We start from the raw sequence: 20,167 nt of genomic DNA, 5'->3' as shown, positions 1-20,167 counted from the left end.
TATTATTAGCTAAAACTATTCATTTGGCCCTTCGCCGGAAGACTCACTGGCCTTGTCTGGCGCTTCTTCTTTTATCTCGCCGGAAACCTCTTGGGGCGCTTCTGTTTTCTCTTCTTTTACTTCGCTTTTGGCGGCTTCTTTCTTTTCCTCCGCTTTTTCCGGCGCCGCTTCGGTATTTTTCGGATCTTTGGAAGCTTTAACCTTCTTTCCTTCAATAACTTTTTTCTCGACTAGTAAATTATTGACGCTCGGCGTCATCTGGGCTCCCTTGGAAATCCAATGCTTTATCCGGTCTTCTTTAACCTGCAGGGCTTTAGTGCGGGGATTATAATCTCCTAAAATCTCTAAAGCTTCGCCAAAGGGGTCCCGGCCTTTTTCCGTGATAATCAGCCGGTAATGAGGCTGGTTTTTCTTTCCAATTCTTGATAATTTGATTGCTAACATAAGCAGTTATTTATGATCGACAGCTATCGGTCTTTCTTTTGTTTCAAATTAGAAATTAAGCTGGTTTTTATATTAACTAAAGAGTTAAAAAAAGTCAATGGCAAAGAAAATTTATTTGTCTGGATTTCTTTCAAAGCAAACACTTTTACGAAAAGCTTTTCCTCGGGAGTGTTGTACAAGACATACAATCTATCCCCCATAAATTCCATGGTCATGTGGTTATCTATCATTTTGCCGCCGTTTATTTTAATCGCCCTTATTCGGCTAAAGTTATTTTTAGCATCGTATATTTCCAAAACGCCTTCGTGGAGATTGTTGCCGGTTTTTCCGATGAAATTATTATAAAGGACATATAATTTTCCGTCTTTATATTTCGCCGATGATACATAGCTAGAGTATTTTTTCCCGTTGGTCAGCTCAATTTTATCCCCTTTTGCCTCCCTTAAGTCCTTTTGCAGGGGAATGGCTACAATCTTAGAAATAGCTTCCGGGTCGCCGGGCGGACGGTTATTAAATACGCCGGTAATCATATAGATTTCACCTTCTATCTCAACTAACGAATTCACTGAAAGGGCATTTTGGCCGATTGCCGGCGCCAAGTCCAGCGAATAACTATCAATTAAATTAAAGCTATTATCAAACACGCGCACTTTGTAAACCGGGGATTGGAAAGTCCTGGTCATCACATAATATTTCCCGCTGTAATAAAACGGCAGCGGGTCATCCACTTGTTCCGAGCCAGATTCGGGGAATTTATTAATTTCCGGACTGGCCAAAACTCCCTGGGCAATTTTATCTTTTGTATCTATTAATTCTAATGTCCGGCCATCTGCGCCGTATCTGGCAAGATTTAAATAATTTTTATCCGGGCCGGAATAGACCGCTTCAAAGGAGTACCAGATGTTGTTCTTGCCATCAACGGCCATTCGGGCATCGGTCGGGTTTGAGCCATCCTGACCGGAATATATTTCGCCCAAATATTGGGTATTAAGCCTGCTGTCAACTTTAATCATGCCAAGAGATCTTTTTGGTTCTGTTTGCAAAAAATTGATGTAAAAACTGTCTCCGGCCTTAATTACATCGGGTCTCACGCCGTTCATATTGCCGGGAGTGATGTCTTTTTCGTAAAAAGCAATATCATCGCCGGCATCATTAGAAGCTGGAATAAAGCTGTCTTTAAAAATGATCAGCGCAAAAATAACCGATCCGGCAATTAGCATAAATACAATAGCTTTAACTGATTTCATGCTTATCGATTAATTTAATAAACTGAAGGCATCTGATCGGGTATACTCCACCGCTAATCTTTATGGTATAATATGATCAACTATTAAGCAAACGTCAAACTCTTCAATTTCCCATGTTCCAACATAAAAAAGCCGGAAAATATTTAGTGTTGATTTTTTGCCTGGCTAGCGCTGTTTTCGCGCTCTCTTGGACGCTGGGCCAACCCACTCTTGCCGACTCTTCGGACGCTATAGCGCTCCGGACTGTTCCCAATCCCGAGCATTATTCTCCTTTGCGCTGGTATCTTACCAATATAAAGAGCCAGGGCTCCCCCCAGTCGCTGGAAGTCGACGGGTATGAAGCCATCCGCGACGGCCGGACGGTTTACGTTAATGCCGCCAATCTCTCCGAAAATGTTTTGTACACCAACATCTACATTATCTCCTACAACCAGGACGCCGAGCCGTCCACTACCGACATTTTAGGAAAAATACTGAAGAGCTGGAAGTTTAATATCAATTTGAAAGACGAGGTCGGCCTATGCAAAAAAAACTCTAGCCAGGTCTGCTTAACCAATGATGAATGCCCTTCGGGCGATATCTGCCAGAGCTTGAAAGCCCGGGTAATCCGGGATACAAGAAGGCTCTCGGATGTGGTGGAACTAAAAATCTACTTGAATAAATACAAAAATAAAAACGGCAATTATCCAACTCTAACAGCCGGAACCTATCTTCCCAACAAGACGATTTCGGTTTGGCCGAGCTGGAAAGATAACTTTGCCAAAGAACTGGGGATCACCCCCGTGCCAACTGACCCGGAAAATAAGCTGGGGCCTTGCGTAGATAATTATCATGACATCGATCCGAACCACGTAAACAATGACGCCCGGTTTGAGGCTGGCACCTGCTGGGACGAAAAGACTAAACAATTTGCCGATTCGGACGTAACCAACTCAATCCTTGATCTTCCGGTTGACAGCCATGTCTATGTCTATAGCGGAACGGCTAATGGGATTAGCTACACGCTTTGCGGCGTAATGGAGTCAGGCTATGTAACCAGCATATCCCAAGGGGCCTGCGTTGGTTCGGCGCCTGCCGGGACGCCTATCGGCTGGAACGAAGAATTAGACAACCACGAGCCCTACATTAACGCCACTCTTCCCGACAGCCATCCAGATAGCGCTTATCAGGGAACAATTTTTGCCACTGACCAAGATAAGGACAAGCTAAGCTGGGTCAGCTTTGAAAAAATCGGAGACTGGTCCAGCTGGACCAACGCGCCTTCGGCATTAACCAGAACCTCTGATCCCAACAAAAAACAATTTTCCAATCCCGAAAATCTTTCGCATGCCGGTTTGGTCGGGGAATATCAATTCAAAGTAACAGTAAATGACGGCCGGGGAAAAGACAATAGTATTAGTTCCAAAACCTTCACTATCACCGTCGCTAACAACAAGCCGGTAATCAAAACCCCGCTTGTCTGCGCCGAAACCGCGTACATAAACGACAGCTATGCGGAGTGCGTAATCAAGGCTTTTGACAAAGACAAGGATAATCTGACTTTCCATATTACCGGCGATCTGCCGGAGGGCATGAGCTATGCGGTCCAAAACGGGGAAAATAACAGTAAAGAAGTGAAGATTTCCGGAACGCCAACTGAAATAGGGGCGTCAACTATAAGTTTTCAGGCCGAAGATGATCATGAAGAGGTGAGCGACGTGGTTAGTCTTAGCATAAATGTGACTCTGAAGGAATGCTTTTCAAAAGTCATTGATCTTGACGCAACAGGCGCAACAAACGACGCCATGGTTTACGATACCAATTCCAATGCGGGGTCAGCCGTCGATACGGACGGCGGAACCTACTTAAAATTGGGAAAGGTCATGCCCACTCCCTATATCTGGATAGCAAATGATATGGCCGATCAAGTTACTAAAATGAGAACTTACCCGGGGTATAAGCGCAACTGTAAAAGGAAGGACGGAAAGGTTGAATGCTACTGGGACAAAAGCGTGCCTCAAGAAGACCGGGGAATAATTGGGACGTACAACGTCGGGGATTATCCCTCAAGGACCGCGATAAACGCCGAAACCGGGGACATGTGGATTGCCAATAGAGGAGATCTAACAACAAACACAGGCAGCAGTATTATGAAATTAGATATCAACGGCAAGATAAAAAAAACCTGCCATACCGGCATTCACTTGGCAAGGGGAGTGGCCATTGAACTAAACGGCGACGTCTGGGTTGCTAATTATAACGATGGAAATATCGTAAAAATTCCTGGAGACGATACCGCCTGCCCAACCCTGTTTACCGAGGGGGAAAATAAGGTAACCGTTGGAGGCAACCCCTATGGGCTCGCGATAGACAGCGACAATAATATCTGGGTTTCCAACCCAGGCCTGGGAAAAATCCAAAAAGTCAATACAAAAACCAAGGTACTGGACGCGTCATCGTCGGACGTCCCAACGACGTACGGAATCACCGTTGATTCGGGTAATAATGTTTGGACTGGAAATTCATATAACCACAGCCTTTGTTATTGGAAAAACGGCCAAGAGGAGGCCGAATGCGTAGATTATGCTTCTTCAGAAGATCCTAATGGAAATAAAGCTGATTTTTCTCTTGACATCAATAAAATATATACTACCGGAGTATCGGTCGACGTCAATGATGAAAATATTTGGGCTTCAAGCTGGACGGATAATGTTTTTATCAAAGCCGATAAAAATGGAAAGCTTCTGCATGCCTGGCCAAGCGAAGGCAAAGACGCCCGGGGAATTTGCGGCGATTCTTACGGCCAGATGTGGGTGGCTAACTACGACAGTATCCCTGGAGATGGCAGTATTATTAAAGTCGTTAACTTAAACGGCGGAGATGTAGAAGGTACGGCCGGTCCGTGGAACTTAGGAAAGACCTCCTATACCTATAGCGATATGACCGGATTAAACCGCGCCATGCTTTTGCGGTCAGGATATTGGACCAGCCAGAAGATGGACAAGGGGACCGGCTACGTGCGCTGGGGCACCCTTTATTGGCAGGAAAAAATTGAATACCCGGAAAAAGAGAGCCTGGCTATAAAAGTTGCGTCATTCAATGCCGGGGAGACAATAAGCTGGCTTACGGCCGACGAATGGAACTCACAGCCGGAAAAAAGAAAAAGCCGCTACTCCCAAATTAAGATAGAAATGAAATCCCAGGTTACAGGCAATACCCCGGTTTTATGGGATTTAAAATTTCAATGCGATTAATAGCCGGCCCAGTACCGCAAAAAAAATTATGAATATAAACAGGAAAGTTAAAATTATCCTTCTAATCTCGATTTTATTAATCGCCGGGGTTGGAGCCGTCTGGATTTTTAGGTCTAAAATCGCGGGCAATAATACAAAATCGAATAATAATATCAATGAAAACATTAGCGCTTATCAAAAAATAAACGATTCCATAAAAATGCAGGATGAAAAAATCTGCCTTAGCCTTAAAGAAAGCGACGACAAGGATAAATGCCTCTACCAATTGTCAAACAAATTAAGCGATGAAAAATACTGTGATAAGATTACCAACGCGGAAATGAAAGCCAAATGCCTTGATCGGAAAAATTTTGAGTCAATAGTCGCCGACCCAAAATCAGAGTCAGCTGACTGCTTAAAACTTTCGGATCCATTATGGCGCCAAGCTTGTTTAAGCAAGTTCTTCTCGAATAATTTTGACGCGAAAAAATGCGAGGACTTTAACGGGGATATTTATGATTTGTGCCGGACGCTTGTACTAAAAAATTTAGCCTATCAGGAAGGTAAAATAGAACTCTGCCAAGGCCTGGAGAGCGACTATCAAAAAGATTGCGAAAACATCGTTAAAAATAAACCTAAAGATAGCGATAACGACGGGTTGCTTGATACCGATGAGCGTTCTTACGGAACCGATCCCTTCGCGCCTGATACTGATAAAGACGGAAAAAAAGACGGGGAGGAAATGTTCAAACTCCATACCGATCCCGTAGAAAAAGACTAGCCTTAAATCCTACCCATTATCGCCCTTTAAGGCCAGTCTAAGGCAAGAGGTCTTGATTTATCGGCCAAGTCATGCTAATGTATTAAAAATTAATCACTTATTATCTTTCCCACGTCCCGCGCACGCGAGGACATCCCGCCTAAACGGCGGGATAAAGGTATTCAATATTTGCCCCTAAGAGCAAAGAATGCCTTTGGGGTTTTTTAAATTGCGGGCTCGCCCGCACCCCGCTTCGGCGGGATAAACGTAAGCAACTATGTCAAAAGTAAAATCATCCGCAATTCCCAAGTATGAGCTTTTGTACCTTATCCCCAATAAATATTCAGAGGATGAGGTTCCGGCCATTATAGAAAAGGTGAGTAAAATTATCACCGACCACGAAGGCAAAGTCGAACAGACTGAAGATTGGGGCAAGAAGAAACTGGCCTACCCGATCAAAGGCTATGTTTACGGCTACTATCACTTAACCCGCATGAGCCTGCCGGGAAGTAAAATTAATGAAATCGACCAGCTAATCCAGCGCGCGCCGGAAGTTTTGAGGCATATCATAATTAAAGACGAAGGAAGAGTCGAAAAGAAAGTCCGAACGAGAGTAAAAGAAGCCGGCGAGACCGCGATGATTGGAGAAAAGGAGAAAGCCCTGGCCGAAGAGAAAGAAACAAAAAAAGACGCCGCCAAAGTCGACTTGAAGGATTTGGACGATAAGCTGGACAAGATTCTGGAAGGCGGCGATTTGCTTAAATAAAACCGGTGGTATAAAATTAAAAGAAGATTGATTATTAATTTTAGCCTAAAAAGGCAAAAAATGCGAGCTTTGCTCGCACCCCGCCAGGGCGGGGTAAATGCGAAGCATTTATGACTCTAAACAAAGTAATGATCATCGGGCATGTTGTCCGGGATCCGGAAATGAGAACTACCCCGAACGGCGCCAATGTCGCCAATTTCTCCGTCGCCACTAATTTAGTCTGGACTGACGCGTCGGGCCAAAGGCAGGATAAATCAGAATTTCACAACGTAGTGGCCTGGAGAAGGCTCGCGGAAATTTGCGGCCAGTATCTGAAAAAAGGAGCCAAGGTTTATATCGAAGGAAGGCTGCAAACCCGGGATTGGGTCGGACAAGACGGCCAAAAAAGATACCGGACCGAAATTGTCGCCGATAATATGATTTTACTTGACCGCCCGAATGCTCGGCCGGCCGCTCCAGGCGGATATAGCGCCCCGCAACAAGCAACTCCTGGCTACGGCGAACCGATGGCTCCCCAGGCTGGCGCGGGATTCCAGACCGAGGAAGCAACCGAAGACGAAATCAAAGTTGAAGATATCCCTTTTTACTAAAATAAAAACGGCCGATTTCGCGTCCCCATAAAGAATTCGCTGTTTTGGATTACCAATAAATATGGCTACTACAATCAAAAAAGAAAAACGGTGTTATTTTTGCGAAAACAACATCACTCAAATCGATTACAAGGATACCCAGACCATGAAGAAATTCATGAATTATTACTCAAAAATACTCCCAAGAAGAAGGACGGGTATTTGTTCCGCGCATCAGCGAAAACTCTCTTTAGCGGTCAAGCGGGCAAGGATTATGGCTCTGATACCATTCACCGCCAGATAATATTTCCGCCGTCTCTTAAACTTGAAACGGAGAGGCCGTATTTTGTAACTATTTTAAACCAATATGTTAAGCATGAACGAAATAAAAACCGGTAGTCTGGTCCGCATCGCCGGAGAGCCTTACGCCGTAATAAGAACCGACCATCATAAAATGGGCCGGGGAGGCGCGGTTTTAAAAATCAAAGTCCGCAACCTGATTTCGGGCAATATCCTTGATAAAACCATCCAAGGGAACGATAAGATGGAAGAGGCGGCAACCGAGAAAAAGAAAGTTAATTACCTCTACAAGGACGAGAATGAAGCTTATTTCATGGATAATGAGACTTTTGAGCAATTCCCCCTTGATTTAGAAACTCTGGGCGATAAAGTTTCTTTCCTAAAAGAAGGGACTGACGTTGACGCGCTCTATTTTGAAGGCAAGCCGGCGGCCATAGATCTCCCGATAAAAATCACCCTAAAAGTTACCTCTGCCCCTCCGGGCGTTAAGGGCAATTCAGCCGGCACGGTTACTAAAAAAGTAACTTTGGAAACCGGAACAGAATTAAATGTTCCGATGTTTATAAAAGAAGGCGACGAGATTATTATAAACACGGACTCGGGCGAATACGTTGAGCGGGCTTAAACCAAAATCTCTTAATCCATCCATCAAATCCCGATCCATATATCCATCAAAAAAATTCCCAAAGTTGGGAATTTTTTATTTAAGGTCAAAATTTACTATGCTTCCTTCGCCTCTTCATTTTTAACCGCCGCCCAGATTTTAGCCCGGATTTCTTTCATTAATTTCTTGTCTTCTTTTAGCGTCCGCTTGGCGTTTTCCCGGCCCACTCCCAGTTTAATGTCGCCGTAAGAGTAGGAATTGCCGGACTTATTGACCACTTTATGAGCCACTCCGGTATCCAGTAAGTCGCCGGACAGAGATATGCCTTCATTATACATAATATCAAATTCGGTAGTCCGAAAAGGCGCGGCCACTTTATTTTTTACCACCTTGCATTTCACCCGCGAACCGATAATCCGGTCGCCCTGCTTAATTTGAGCCGCCCGGCGCACCTCTATCCGGACCGAAGAATAGAATTTCAAAGCCATTCCGCCGGTCGTAGTTTCCGGATTGCCGAAAAAGACGCCGATTTTCATCCGGATCTGGTTGATAAAAATAACAATAGTCTTGCTCTTGGAAATCGCGCCGGTTAGTTTCCGAAGCGCCTGGCTCATGAGCCGGGCATGAAGACCCATATGACTGTCGCCGACATCTCCCTCAATTTCCTTTTGCGGAACTAAAGCGGCGACTGAATCAACGACTATTACATCAACCGCGTTAGATCGGACCAAGGTCTCAACTATTTCCAGAGCCTGTTCGCCTGTATCAGGTTGCGATATGAGTAAATCCTTAATATTAATGCCGATTTTGGTGGCATAATCCGGGTCTAACGCGTGTTCCGCGTCAACAAAAGCAGCAATACCGCCCAATTTTTGGACTTCAGCGACAATGTGCTGGGCTAGAGTGGTTTTACCCGAAGCTTCCGGCCCGAAAATTTCTACTACCCGGCCGCGAGGCACGCCGCCGACGCCCAAAGCGATGTCTAGAGAAAGACAGCCGGTCGGAACGGCTTCTACCTGGGCGGCTTTGACTTCGCCAAAGCGCATGATTGATCCGTCGCCAAAACGCTCTTTGATTTGGTCAATAGCGGTTAAAGCGGCTTTCATTTTTTCGTCCTTTTCTTTGTCAGTAATGCCTTTATCTCCTGAAGAATTAACAGAGGCGGTGATACCGGACTCCCGCTCCGCTTCCTTAACCTTAGTTTTTTTTTCTTCGCTCATATAAATAAACTTATTTATTAATTTCCTAATAAAAAAGAGGTATGCCAACCTCCTTAAATTCATAAAAATTCTATCATACCCTAAAAGATTAATCAATTGCTTTTCACCAGTATCTGCTTAACGATTTTCTTTTCCGGGCCGAACTTTTTCTTAGCGGTGATAGTAATAGTGTTTATGCCTTCGCGAAGGTTGATAAGCTGGGAAAAACTCCCGCTCCCGTCCAAAAGCACCATATTATCATTGATGGTAACTTGCGTTTCCGGATCGGTTGATCCAATTATATTCAATTCCCTAACTGAAGTTTTTAAGTCTCCGGACGGATTATTAATAACCAGATTCGGCGGCGATACTACATTGCTATACCGGCTTTGAAGGTAAAAAAGGCAAACCGCGACCACTCCGGCGATAAATATCCCTTTTAAGATATTAGGAATAACGATGGTTTTGGTCTTGGCTACCTGGCAGGAAAAAATATCTTTTTTTTCTTTTTCAGCCTGGGACTCGTTAAAATTTTCCAAAAGATCCCTTGAATCATAACCTAGAAAATCAGCGTATTCTTTTACGAAGTTTCTTCGGTAAACGCCGGCGGGCAGCTCTTCCAGTTTTCCTTCCTCAATGGCTTTTAAATATTTCATTCCGATGCGGGATTTTTTTGACGCTTCGGCAAGCGTAAGCCCGGATGACGCGCGCGCCGCCCTAAATTCATGCGCCAGGGCATCGGAGTCAATCAATATTTTTGTTGATTTAAAACTTACCATTAAATTACTGATGCTAAAAATTTAATCCGCGTTTAATAAAAAGCTCTAATCCGTAGAGGACGAGCTTGAGTCTAAGGTTTTAGTTGTATTCCAGCTATCCTTATACTTATAGCCGACCGTAGTCAGGATAAAATTGATTATCATATAGCTCGTAAATACTATTACAATCCCGATAACGGCGTTTTTGATAATCTCGGTTCCCTTTTTTACCCGTTCCGGATTGCCGCCGGAAAGTAACCACATGATACCGCCATAAACGAAAAATAACAATGCCAAGGATCCGACCAAGCCGAATATGATATTCGCCGCGTTAGTCCCGATCCGGACAAAGTCGTTTAATGAACAGTTGTACGAGGTAGCGGTGCCTGAACTTGTTACAGTTTTGGCGCAACTAAGATCATCGACCAAAGACGCGGCAAAACAGTATTGAACCGCGGAAAAAAACATTATTACTGACAGTAAAATTATCAGCTTTTTTTTCATCATATGGCTTCGCGGCTCCCCCCTTATTAACAGGGCGTAATAGCGCTCGCGTTAAAAATTATTGCGGCGGATTTATCGTCTGCTGGACTTTGCTGGCGGCTAGACTAATGAGGCTTTCGATTTTATCCTTGCCCAAAACAACGCTGTCAATCATATCGGAAATTATTTCTTCGGCCGCTAACGGATCTTTTCCCCGGTACCAGCTCTTGGCCGTTAGTACCTGCGCGGCAAAAACGCCGATTTCTTTATCCTCTTTATATCCGTCAATCAGGGCGCGCAAAGCCGGCGGCTTCTTAGTTTTATCAAGATAAGTCTTAGCATTTTCTTCCCGGACCGCGAACTGGACAAAGTCCCAAGCTTCATTTTTATACTGGCTTTTTTTGGAAACCGCCTCAATCCAATAATTGGCAAAGTTAACCCTCTGGCCGCTGCCTTCAATTTGGGGCAAGGGAGCGATTCCCAGCTTTAATTTGGGCGCCTGGGATTTTATTGTCGGCAAATGATAAGAGTATCCAAGCATCATAGCCAGCCGGCCGGACAAAAAGAGCTCCAAGGAGTTAGGCATATCTTTGTTCCAGGAATAAACTTCCTTAGCTGGCGAGGAAAAATCTGTGTAGAACCTCAAAGCTTCAATGCCGGGGTTATATCTTTCTTTGGAAAACGCCGCCGGCACCCGGTCAAAGGTGACGCCCCCGCCGTCGTCAAGCATTTGAGCGCCGTTTTGCATCATCAAGACTGAAAGAATATCGCTCGTACGCTCGATATTTTTACCGCCGCCTAACGCGATGCCGGATTGGATTATTTGGCCGTTAATATCCTGCTTGGTTAATTTCTTCACGTCTTCCTGGAATTCCTTATTCCAAAAAGCCGGAGGGTTGGCAATGCCGGCATTGTTTAAAAGATCCCGGTTATAATAGAGCGCCAGGTTATCGACTGAAAGCGGCAAGCCGTAAACGAGTTCGTTTAATTTTCCGGTTTGTTCGTCTTTGGCTTTTACCACCGCGTCATCATAAACCTGATCTACAAACCTTTCTTTTATTTCTTTTAAGGTAAGGCTTTTAGCCGTCCGGAGTTCGGGGATGACCTCTTTTTTTAAAGTGCCTTTCTCGACCGGATAAACCATGGTAATTTTTTCCGGCATGGGTTCTATTTTCGACTGGTATTTTCCGACCCAGGTATTGTTAATTGAGAAAATATCCGGTCCGCGGTCTTCGGCCATGGCTTCCAACAATTCTTTTTCATATTCGACGGATCTTAACTTCCGGTATTTTATGGTTATGTAGGGATGGACGGTGTTGTAATTTTTAATGATGTCGGCAAATGAATCTTCCCCGTCGAAAACCCGCCAATATTCGAGAGTAATCGGCTTCATCGCGTTTTCGGTTTGGGAACCGATAAGTTTACAGCCAAAGCCGGCAGTCAGAAGAAACGTAAAAATTAAAAGAAGGGGGGTTATCTTTTTTGCCATAAATATGAGATTAATTTTCCTATACTATTATATCATTACTAGAGCTAATAATCCAACTTCGGCCGGTATTGCAAGGCTTCAGCCAGATGAGGAAGAGTTATATCCTTTACACCGGCCAAATCGGCGATGGTGCGGGATAATTTTAAAACGCGAAAATAGGAGCGGGCGGAAAGGTGAAGCTGGTCGACGGCGCTACGCAAAAGATTTTTCGAAGGCCCGTCGACTTGGCAAAATTGCCGAACCGCGTCTGAACTCATCTCCGAGTTGGCAATAAAAGAAAGCTCTTGAAACCTTTTTCTTTGGACTATCCGCGCCGCTTCCACTCTCTTTTTTATCGCTTCCGAGGATTCGCCGTAGCTTTCAGCGGTTAGCTTTTCAAATTTTATGCGCGGCACTTCAATGTGCATATCAATCCGATCCAGGATTGGTCCGGAAATTCCCCTTTTATAAGATAAAATTTGGGCCGCCGAACAGGCGCAATCCCTTTCTTTATCGCCCAAGAAGCCGCACGGGCAAGGATTCATAGCCGCAACCAGGATAAATTTAGCCGGGAAGCTTAAATTGCCGGCCGCCCGGCTTACGTGGATTACGCCGTCTTCCAATGGCTGGCGCAAATTTTCCAGCACTTGCCGGGGAAATTCGCCGAACTCATCCAAAAATAGAACTCCCCGATGGGCCAAAGAAATTTCACCCGGCTTAGGCCAGGCGCCGCCGCCAACCAAAGCCACTCCCGAGGCGGTATGATGAGGCGAGCGAAAAGGCCGGCAGGCGATTAGCGCGGTGTTAGACGGCAGTTTGCCGGCTACGCTGTAGATTTTGGTAATTTCCAAAGCCTCCTCCAGGCATAAATCCGGGAGAATGGAAGGCATAGTCCGGGCGATTAAGGTCTTACCCGAACCCGGCGCCCCGCTCATCAGTATATTATGGGCTCCGGCCGCTGAAATCTCCATCGCCCTTTTTACATGCTCCTGGCCTTTTACGTGGGACATATCAAAGGCCAGGGGCGGCGGGGTAAAATCGAATTGATGATCCCCGGCCGGAGGGATTTTCCTTTTTCCGTTTAAATGATTAACGACATCGGCTAAATTTTTAACCGGTATCACTTCTAAATCAGCTACCAATTTAGCTTCAGGCGCGTTAGACTCCGGAACAAAAAGATATTTAAAATTTTCCTTCTTGGCTTTAATGGCGATGGGAAGCACTCCGGTAATCGGCCTAAGAAGCCCGGACAAAGCCAGCTCGCCGACAAACATCATCTCGTGGATATTTTCGCGCGGTTTCAGTTCTTTGGTGATAAGCAAGATGCTGATAGCGATCGGTAAATCGTAATTCGGCCCGTATTTCCTTAAATCCGCCGGCGCTAAATTCACGGTCACTTTTAATTTGGGAAAATAAAAATCCGAATTCTTAATAGCGCTCCTTACCCTTTCCCGGGATTCAGAGATTGCCGCGTCCGGGAGCCCGACCACTGTAAATTTACCCAATTCGCCGCCGCCCAAGTCGCCCTCCACCTCGATCACTTCAGCATCCAATCCTAAAACTGCCGCCGAAAAAACTTTTGAAGACATATGAAAATATAAAATTGCGAAAAGCCGGCATTAGCAAAGATAGCCGAGGCCAGGCTAGCCGCACTTCGTGGCTCAATATTTTTTTTATTACTTGGCTCCGCTTGCCACCGCTTCTTCTAGTTTTACCGATAGCAATTTTGAGGCGCCGTCTTGCTGCATGGTAACGCCGTACAATATGTTGGCCCGGCGCATAGTCGCCCGGTTATGAGTGATAACTATAAATTGAGTTTTGTGGGAGAGGTCGTCTAAGATTTTTGCCAGGCGCTCGGAATTGGCTTCATCCAAAGCCGCGTCCACTTCGTCTAAAACGACAAACGGGGATGGGTTTGCGCTAATAATAGCGCAAATTAAAGCGATAGCCGTTAAAGCGCGCTCGCCGCCGGAGAGCATGGAAATTGAACGGATCTTTTTCCCCGGGGGAGTAGCCTGGATTTCGATTCCGGCCAAACCGGTCGCGTTATGCTTTTGCAAAAATTTTATCTTATTAATGTCAAATGCCAATTCGCCGATTGCCGAGTTCTTCTTTTTTTCTTTCTTTTCTCTCTTCCCGTCTCCGATATTCCCGTCCGGCAAAGCTATACTATCTTGGGCGGCTGGCTCCAAATCAGCCGCGGCCTCGATCCCGCTCCCTTCTTCCATCTCGCTCTCCATAACCTTAACGATCTTGGCCGCTCCGCCGTTAAATAATATTTTGAAATATTCTTCAAATTTGGAGGAAATAATTTTGAATTCCTTGTCAAAGCGCTCTTTAATCGTCCCGTCCAGCTCGCGGACGATTTTTTCCAAAGAAGTAATGGCCTGATTTAAATCGTTGACCTGGTCAGCCAAAAAATCATGGCGCACTTTGGTCTGTGTATATTCTTTTTCAATTTCCGGATCCAGCCCGCCGATTAATTCCAGCTGTCTTTTCAGGCTGGCAATCCGCTCCTGTCCGGCTTCCGCGTCGATTTTTTCCCCGCCGCTCGTTCCATTGCCGCTTTTTTGCCTTACCTCTTTCAATTCGACCGAGCTTTGCCGGATTTCCTTTTCCAAATCCTCCAACCGGGTCTCGTAGCGGGTGGAAGCAACCCTTACTTCGCCCAACTGGCCGGAAAGGCTATTTAATTCGTTTTGCAGATCCTGAATTGAGCGCTGTATTTTAAATAAGCGCCGCCTTTCTTCCTCTTCGACGCGGGAATTTGCCTCAATTTTTTCCTTGGCCGCGGCGATTTTATCGTTTAAGGCTTCTAGCCGGCTCTTATGCATCGGCTCTTCCTTGCCGTAATTTTTTTCCTCCTCCTTTTGGCTGGCTTTTATTTTTTCTTCCAATGACTTCAGTTCAGGCCTGGCCGCTTCTTCCCGCTGGCAAAGCATCTTAAGCTTCTCCTTTTTCATCTCAAGCTCCAAAGAAATTTTGTTGAATTTTTCTAAAATATCTTCTTTAGTTTTAATCTTTTTTTCGATTTCTTCTTCAATATTAGCTAAGTTATTTACCTCTTCGTTTTCCTCCAAAGCAACAATTTTTTCCAGCTCTTTTTTTATCTCACTCACCAATTTTTTTATTTTTCCGAAATCTTCGCTTTCTTCGGCGGCGGTAATCTTTTCTAAAAGAGCGCTTATTTTTTTTACTATTTTCTTTTCCGCCCCCTCGCCGGCTGCCTGGTTTATTTCTTTAACCCGTTCTCTTAGATCCTTTATTTCGCTGTTCACCCGTCCAGCTTCGGCCTCCAGTTCGATTTTTATCTGGTTTACTTTTTTTTCATCGCTCACAAGGCCCTTTTTCTCTTCTTCCAGCTTTTCCAAACCTTGTTTTATTTCTTCAATTTTCCCAAGCACCCAGGACAAATCGAACTTTCCTTTAGCCTCTAATTTTATCTGCGCCCGGGCTTCAAGGCGGGCCAATTCCCGAACGGTCTTTTCTTTCTCTGTCTGCAGTTCGGCCAATTCCTTTTTATAATTTTCTACATCATTATTTTCCCTCTCTTTTACTTCTAAATTGCTATGCTCGCGGTTTAGCGCCTCAAGCTTTTTGTCCTTTTCTTTTTTTACTTTTTCCAGTTCAAGAAACCGCTTGTTATAGTCGCTCCACTTTCCGTTAATCTCCTGCCAAATTTGGCCGTAATATTTGAGCTCCGCTTCCCGCAATTCTTTCTCCATTTCATCGCGCTTCTTTAATTTATCCACCTGCCGGGTAAGCGTCTTTAATCTCGGGGCGATTTCCTCCAAAAGCATCCTGGCTTGGCTTAAATTTTCGTAACTCGCCCGCAGCTTATTTAGTGAATCGTCCCGCTTGATCTGGAACTGCTTTACTCCGGTCGCTTCATCAAAAAATTCTTTCCGCTCCGAAAGGCTGGTATTTAAAAACCCCTCAACCGTTCCTTGGCCGATTACCGAGTAAGTCCTTTGCCCGAACTTGGCTTTGGCTAAAAACATTTGGATATCCAAAAGCCGGGCCTTTTGGCCGTTCAAAAGATAGTCTGATTCACCGTCGCGGAACAGCCTCCGGGTTAAAACGATTTGCGAGTAATCGATAACCGACTTCCCGTCCTCGTTATTTAGAAACAAAGAAACCTCGGCCATCCCGAGCTTCCCTTTTTTATCCGATCCGGAAAAAATCACGTCTTCGGATTTTTTTCCGCGCAAAATTTTCATGCTCTGTTCGCCCAAAGCCCAGCGGACCGCATCGGCAATATTCGATTTGCCGGATCCGTTCGGGCCGACTACCGAAGTAATTCCTTTGCGCCCGCCTTTGGGATCGGGAAAAACCAAAACATTTTTATTGGCAAACGATTTAAAGCCCTGTATCTCCAGCCGTTCTAAATGCATAATAAGATAACCTTCAAAAAAACGTATTTTAGAAAGACGCCTTAATTCGCGTCTTGAGTTTATTATACAATATTTCGCGCCCACAACAAAATCCCGCCTTTATGGCGGGATTTTGTGAGTCCTTCCGGGTTGACTCCCTTAAGTCGCAAGGAACCAGCCCGGTTTGTCCCGATCACTAGGGGACTATTCAATTTTAAAAGAGCGATTTACTTTTTTCATTTTGGATAACAATGCATAGGGACTTCGTTAATTATATAATTTTTTTAAATCCGTTCCGGAGTAAAAATATTTCAAAATTTCCTGCCACCCTTTCCCGGCGTTAGCCATTAAAAGCGCTCCGCGGGCTGACATGCCAACCCCATGCCCCCAAAGAGCTTGGCCCTTGTCTTCCGGGACTAAAACGCTTACCAGCCAAGCCATAGCTTTTCCGCCCCAAACTTCGATCCAGCTTCTTGTTCTTCCGTCTGACCGGGAAAAATATGGCGTAATAGCGATTTCTTCATTGTAAGTAACGATCGCCCCGCGCGTGTCATTAACGGCTTTGACTAAATTAGGCATGCGGATTTCCGAACCATAGCCGCGGTAAACCTGGTCATAGGCGGCATCAACATGAAAATGCTCGTCCGCATGCTTGGTTGATCCGTCCGGAATCTTATAATCCAATCCGCGGGAATAATGGTAAAGCGCGTAAGTCCGGGCGGCGGTAATTAATGTTTTTTGAAATTCAATATGGGAGATATTGGAGGTTTCGGCCAAGCCTTTCAGATAGTTTTCAATCGGCAGTTCGTTTATCGCCCATAGTTTTTTTGTTGCCTGGCTGTAATTAAATTCAACTGTGTTTCGGAATATGTTGTCGTTTAAACTTTTGTTCCAGGCCGGCCTGGCCTCATAATCAGGGAGGGTAATTAACCCGTCTTTATCGCGGGAAACGAATCTGATCGGTCCGGACAAATTTTTCGATATTCCGTTAACTTTGAGCGTGAATATTTTACTGGTGAAATTAAAAGCTAAAGAACTTTGGGCGTTTTGGCCGAGCCCGGAATAAATTAATTCTTTGCCCGAATAGACGTCGTAAAAGCCGCTTGAAATTATCCGGTGGGCTGATTTAGCGCTAAACAACCCAACCCGGATTATCGGCTCCTCATTCAAAAAATTCGCATAACTGGCAATGCCCGAACCTTGGCCGGTTTCATTGGGATTGGTATTGCATTCTTCATACTGTTTTTTATCTTCTTCAGCCAAAGCAATGCAAAAGTCTTTTGAATTGGCATTGGTATTAACATTAGTTTGGGCGGCGGCAGTATTTTGTACGGCAACCGAAGAAGTTAGAGGGGTTTGGGCGGCTGGATTAGCCGGGAGAGGCACAATGCTTGCCTTACTGGCTACATTAATGAAAATCCGGGTTAACGTGCCGGCCACCGGCAGTTCGCCGTTTTTTACCAGTTGCAAATCTTCCTGATAATCTCCGGTTTTTGCCGGACTGGCCAGGTTAAATTTAAATTCCGCTGTTTTTCCGGGCAAAACATCCCCTGTCAAACCGGCCAGCCGGAAATATTTTAGCCAACCCCCATCTTTAAACAAGGACGGGCGTTTTAAGGCCGAACCGGTTTCCAAAAAAATTTCTCCTTTTTTCCAGGCGCTTTTCCCGGTATTTTTAATTTTTAAACTGTAGCTGATAGTTTCCCCGGCTTTAAACTCTAAATAATGAGTGCCTTTTTCAGGCTGGCCCTTTAAATCAGACTCTGCCGCCCGCGCTATATCAATTTTAAGGCCGCCCGCCATTATTCGCTCCCCGGCATTGCCTAATAAAGAGCCCGTTAAGGCAATATACTGATAGGCGCTCTCCCATTGATGACTTTCTCGCCTTTGGCCGGCCTCGTTCCCAAGCTTAGCTTCGGAATAAAATCGATAGATTGAATTTAAGCCGGCCGCGCCGCCGACAACAATAAAAAAAGCAATGGACAGGCTAATTAGGAGCCCGAGTAAATCCGGCTCCTTGTCCATTGCTTTCTTCTTTATTTGGTTGTAATAACGCCAAGTTACATGGCTAAAACCATTAACACTCAACGCATTAGCTCTATCTTGCATGGGATTTTATTTTTGTTTTTGACTGCCGCTGCGATTTTTGTTTTTTGGAAAATATTAGAGACTTGTTTTAAGTCTCTATGTATATTGTATCAAAAAAAATCATTTTTGTAAAGCTGGCCTTAACGCTATATTTTTTATACTTGTCCCGCGAAAAGTAAGCTATTTTTCAAAATAATACGCGGAAACACGCAACAATATTGTCCCTAGTCTAACGAAGTCAAGGTTGACTTTTTCGGATGAGTTTGCTATTATTAAATTAGATAAGAAAATCCCTATGCCTCATCTAAAAGTGGGAAATAGGGCTTTTTTTATCCAGTTCGTTGCCCGAAAAACAAAAGGACATATGAACTTAAACAAAAATAAAGACAAAATCGCAAAAATGCTGGCTCACGTAAGCAAAAAGCTAAAAAAGCACCAGACTTTTATCTTTTCTTTTTTGATTATTGTTGTTGCTTTTGACTATTTTCTTTTCCCGTTGCCGGCTTTGGCCCAGGCTGAAGGCGATTTAAATGCTTCGGCAACGGCTGAAGAGCTGATAATTGAACAAAAAGAAAGCGTTCCAGCGGCAAATTTACCGGTAAATGAAGCTTCCAAACCGAAAAAGATAAAAATAGTGCAGATTACGGCCTATAATTCCGAGGCGGGACAAACCGACAGCGACCCTTGCACCACGGCCAATGGTTTTAATGTCTGCAAGCACGGGGTAGAGGATACTATCGCTACCAATGCGTTGCCGTTTGGCGCGAAGGTTAGAATTCCTGAACTCTTTGGCGACAAAATTTTTACCGTCCGGGATCGAATGAACCGGCGCTATACGGACCGGGTTGACGTATGGATGCTTAGCCACGAAAAAGCCGTTAATTTCGGAGTGAAGGTCGCTAAGCTTGAGATTCTTCCTTAATTGTCCAGAAAAACCGTATTAATATTTTTAACCCCGTGTTCCGGGGTTTTTTATTCTTGTATTTTTAACTGCTTTTTTGTAAGATTAAAAGGCAACGGATCTGATATTATAATTGCTATTGGCGAACATGCTAGAAAATGAAATTTCCTGCGTTTTTGGCGGCCAGGTGGCCAAGCGGCAAGGCGAGAGTCTGCAAAACTCTTATACAGGGGTTCGATTCCCCTCCTGGCCTCCAAAAGCGCAGGAATCAGCTATAAACTGGGCGGTCTGGGAATAAAATATATTAGAACATAAAAAGGGCTGTGTCCACAAAACTCTGGACATAACTCTTTTTTGTTTAAAAAAGTAAAGTCCACAGTAGCCTGGACTTAACTCGTTTCTAGTTTCCAAATTTCTGTCTCATTTTGTTTGAAAATTCTTCTTCAATTCATATAAAAATATGATGACCTGTGGATAACTCATGGATTTAAGTCCAGGCTACTGTGGACTTAAGTCTTATAAGAATTAATATAAAATTTATCTTTTGCCAAATTTTGACTAATATTATTCAAAATTTATTGTTTGCCATAATATTATAATGATATTTGACATAATTGACTCAAGCTTACGTATTTGATATAATTATATTAGATAGTGCATTGAAAATTTATTGCCTTTATTTCTTTGGCCGATAAAGCCAAGAAGTTGAAGGCTAAAATGCACGATTGAATTCAGTCGTGTACCTCTGTTTACTAATCTCGAATCCGGGAACCAACACCGGCTTGAGAAATCAAAACAAAAAAAACGGCTGGCATAGGTAAACCTACAAAACTTAGCCTATAGCTGGCCACTGATTGGTAAATAGAGAGCGTTTCGAAGTTGGTAGTAGCGCCAAAACCCCGAGGGTAGGGATTTTCTTAACCCATCATAAAGATGGGCCAGAAATAACCTTTAGGGCTGGGGCTCAAGACATAGGCCACAAAAATCTTTTTAAT

The 20,167-nt window shown here is 44.4% G+C and carries 16 protein-coding genes and 1 tRNA gene; 8 read left to right on the top strand and 9 right to left on the bottom strand.

Annotated features, from left to right (window positions below):
- Positions 1 to 15: 15 nt before the first annotated feature.
- Both rpsP and WC715_03305 read right to left on the bottom strand, forming a co-directional pair.
- A complete protein-coding gene (gene rpsP, locus WC715_03310; protein ID MFA6171448.1) occupies positions 16 to 444 on the bottom strand; it encodes a 30S ribosomal protein S16 in 429 nt (142 codons plus the stop codon).
- 23 nt (positions 445 to 467) lie between these two features.
- Positions 468 to 1,691, bottom strand: a complete 1,224-nt coding sequence (locus tag WC715_03305) for a hypothetical protein (protein MFA6171447.1) — start codon at positions 1,689 to 1,691, stop codon at positions 468 to 470.
- Positions 1,692 to 1,804: 113 nt separating this feature from the next.
- Here WC715_03305 and WC715_03300 point away from each other — a divergent pair, with 113 nt between their 5' ends.
- From WC715_03300 to efp, 6 genes are all read left to right on the top strand, one after another.
- Positions 1,805 to 4,924 (top strand): hypothetical protein, encoded by a 3,120-nt coding sequence (locus WC715_03300; protein ID MFA6171446.1) that lies wholly within the window; start codon positions 1,805 to 1,807, stop codon positions 4,922 to 4,924.
- 28 nt (positions 4,925 to 4,952) lie between these two features.
- Positions 4,953 to 5,684 carry a thrombospondin type 3 repeat-containing protein gene (locus WC715_03295; GenBank protein ID MFA6171445.1) on the top strand — a complete coding sequence of 244 codons (732 nt, stop codon included), beginning with the start codon at positions 4,953 to 4,955 and terminating at the stop codon, positions 5,682 to 5,684.
- 256 nt (positions 5,685 to 5,940) lie between these two features.
- Entirely contained in the window at positions 5,941 to 6,429 is a 489-nt protein-coding gene (gene rpsF / locus WC715_03290) for a 30S ribosomal protein S6 (protein MFA6171444.1), read from the top strand.
- 110 nt (positions 6,430 to 6,539) lie between these two features.
- Entirely contained in the window at positions 6,540 to 7,019 is a 480-nt protein-coding gene (locus WC715_03285; GenBank protein ID MFA6171443.1) for a single-stranded DNA-binding protein, read from the top strand.
- A gap of 61 nt (positions 7,020 to 7,080) precedes the next feature.
- Positions 7,081 to 7,302 carry a 30S ribosomal protein S18 gene (gene rpsR, locus WC715_03280; protein MFA6171442.1) on the top strand — a complete coding sequence of 74 codons (222 nt, stop codon included), beginning with the start codon at positions 7,081 to 7,083 and terminating at the stop codon, positions 7,300 to 7,302.
- Between the two features lie 63 nt (positions 7,303 to 7,365).
- Positions 7,366 to 7,923 carry an elongation factor P gene (gene efp / locus WC715_03275; protein MFA6171441.1) on the top strand — a complete coding sequence of 186 codons (558 nt, stop codon included), beginning with the start codon at positions 7,366 to 7,368 and terminating at the stop codon, positions 7,921 to 7,923.
- Between the two features lie 95 nt (positions 7,924 to 8,018).
- Here the strand turns inward: efp and recA are convergent, their stop codons facing one another.
- From recA to WC715_03240, 7 genes are all read right to left on the bottom strand, one after another.
- Entirely contained in the window at positions 8,019 to 9,008 is a 990-nt protein-coding gene (gene recA, locus WC715_03270) for a recombinase RecA (GenBank protein MFA6171440.1), read from the bottom strand.
- A gap of 206 nt (positions 9,009 to 9,214) precedes the next feature.
- Positions 9,215 to 9,880: a helix-turn-helix domain-containing protein gene (locus WC715_03265; GenBank protein ID MFA6171439.1), complete on the bottom strand. Its 666-nt coding sequence runs from the start codon at positions 9,878 to 9,880 to the stop codon at positions 9,215 to 9,217.
- A gap of 45 nt (positions 9,881 to 9,925) precedes the next feature.
- Positions 9,926 to 10,366 (bottom strand): pilin, encoded by a 441-nt coding sequence (locus WC715_03260; GenBank protein MFA6171438.1) that lies wholly within the window; start codon positions 10,364 to 10,366, stop codon positions 9,926 to 9,928.
- A gap of 55 nt (positions 10,367 to 10,421) precedes the next feature.
- The gene (locus WC715_03255) at positions 10,422 to 11,831 is read right to left on the bottom strand and encodes an extracellular solute-binding protein (GenBank protein MFA6171437.1); all 1,410 of its coding nucleotides are present in this window, start codon (positions 11,829 to 11,831) and stop codon (positions 10,422 to 10,424) included.
- 44 nt (positions 11,832 to 11,875) lie between these two features.
- The gene (locus WC715_03250) at positions 11,876 to 13,399 is read right to left on the bottom strand and encodes a YifB family Mg chelatase-like AAA ATPase (GenBank protein ID MFA6171436.1); all 1,524 of its coding nucleotides are present in this window, start codon (positions 13,397 to 13,399) and stop codon (positions 11,876 to 11,878) included.
- Between the two features lie 87 nt (positions 13,400 to 13,486).
- Positions 13,487 to 16,204 (bottom strand): chromosome segregation SMC family protein, encoded by a 2,718-nt coding sequence (locus WC715_03245; protein ID MFA6171435.1) that lies wholly within the window; start codon positions 16,202 to 16,204, stop codon positions 13,487 to 13,489.
- Between the two features lie 246 nt (positions 16,205 to 16,450).
- Entirely contained in the window at positions 16,451 to 18,292 is a 1,842-nt protein-coding gene (locus tag WC715_03240; protein MFA6171434.1) for a SpoIID/LytB domain-containing protein, read from the bottom strand.
- 343 nt (positions 18,293 to 18,635) lie between these two features.
- On the opposite strand from WC715_03240, the gene WC715_03235 reads away from it, so the two are divergent.
- The gene (locus WC715_03235) at positions 18,636 to 19,193 is read left to right on the top strand and encodes a hypothetical protein (protein ID MFA6171433.1); all 558 of its coding nucleotides are present in this window, start codon (positions 18,636 to 18,638) and stop codon (positions 19,191 to 19,193) included.
- A 160-nt stretch (positions 19,194 to 19,353) separates the two neighbouring features.
- Positions 19,354 to 19,428, top strand: a tRNA-Cys gene (locus WC715_03230).
- Positions 19,429 to 20,167 lie beyond the last annotated feature (739 nt).

It is taken from the genome of Patescibacteria group bacterium (assembly GCA_041661505.1).
GTDB lineage: Bacteria > Patescibacteriota > Patescibacteriia > Patescibacteriales > JBAZCA01 > JBAZCA01.
Note: the sequence above shows the minus strand (reverse complement) of the source record. Positions and strands in the feature narration are given on the sequence as shown.

What these genes read in the sequence shown, in the direction of transcription:
- WC715_03245 (MFA6171435.1), bottom strand. Translation starts at nt 16,204, where the DNA reads ATGCATTTAGAACGGCTGGAGATACAGGGCTTTAAATCGTTTGCCAAT.
- recA (MFA6171440.1), bottom strand. Translation starts at nt 9,008, where the DNA reads ATGAAAGCCGCTTTAACCGCTATTGACCAAATCAAAGAGCGTTTTGGC.
- WC715_03265 (MFA6171439.1), bottom strand. Translation starts at nt 9,880, where the DNA reads ATGGTAAGTTTTAAATCAACAAAAATATTGATTGACTCCGATGCCCTG.
- WC715_03300 (MFA6171446.1), top strand. Translation starts at nt 1,805, where the DNA reads ATGTTCCAACATAAAAAAGCCGGAAAATATTTAGTGTTGATTTTTTGC.
- WC715_03295 (MFA6171445.1), top strand. Translation starts at nt 4,953, where the DNA reads ATGAATATAAACAGGAAAGTTAAAATTATCCTTCTAATCTCGATTTTA.
- WC715_03305 (MFA6171447.1), bottom strand. Translation starts at nt 1,691, where the DNA reads ATGAAATCAGTTAAAGCTATTGTATTTATGCTAATTGCCGGATCGGTT.
- WC715_03250 (MFA6171436.1), bottom strand. Translation starts at nt 13,399, where the DNA reads ATGTCTTCAAAAGTTTTTTCGGCGGCAGTTTTAGGATTGGATGCTGAA.
- WC715_03285 (MFA6171443.1), top strand. Translation starts at nt 6,540, where the DNA reads ATGACTCTAAACAAAGTAATGATCATCGGGCATGTTGTCCGGGATCCG.
- rpsF (MFA6171444.1), top strand. Translation starts at nt 5,941, where the DNA reads ATGTCAAAAGTAAAATCATCCGCAATTCCCAAGTATGAGCTTTTGTAC.
- WC715_03240 (MFA6171434.1), bottom strand. Translation starts at nt 18,292, where the DNA reads ATGCAAGATAGAGCTAATGCGTTGAGTGTTAATGGTTTTAGCCATGTA.
- efp (MFA6171441.1), top strand. Translation starts at nt 7,366, where the DNA reads ATGTTAAGCATGAACGAAATAAAAACCGGTAGTCTGGTCCGCATCGCC.
- WC715_03235 (MFA6171433.1), top strand. Translation starts at nt 18,636, where the DNA reads ATGAACTTAAACAAAAATAAAGACAAAATCGCAAAAATGCTGGCTCAC.
- rpsP (MFA6171448.1), bottom strand. Translation starts at nt 444, where the DNA reads ATGTTAGCAATCAAATTATCAAGAATTGGAAAGAAAAACCAGCCTCAT.
- WC715_03260 (MFA6171438.1), bottom strand. Translation starts at nt 10,366, where the DNA reads ATGATGAAAAAAAAGCTGATAATTTTACTGTCAGTAATAATGTTTTTT.
- rpsR (MFA6171442.1), top strand. Translation starts at nt 7,081, where the DNA reads ATGGCTACTACAATCAAAAAAGAAAAACGGTGTTATTTTTGCGAAAAC.
- WC715_03255 (MFA6171437.1), bottom strand. Translation starts at nt 11,831, where the DNA reads ATGGCAAAAAAGATAACCCCCCTTCTTTTAATTTTTACGTTTCTTCTG.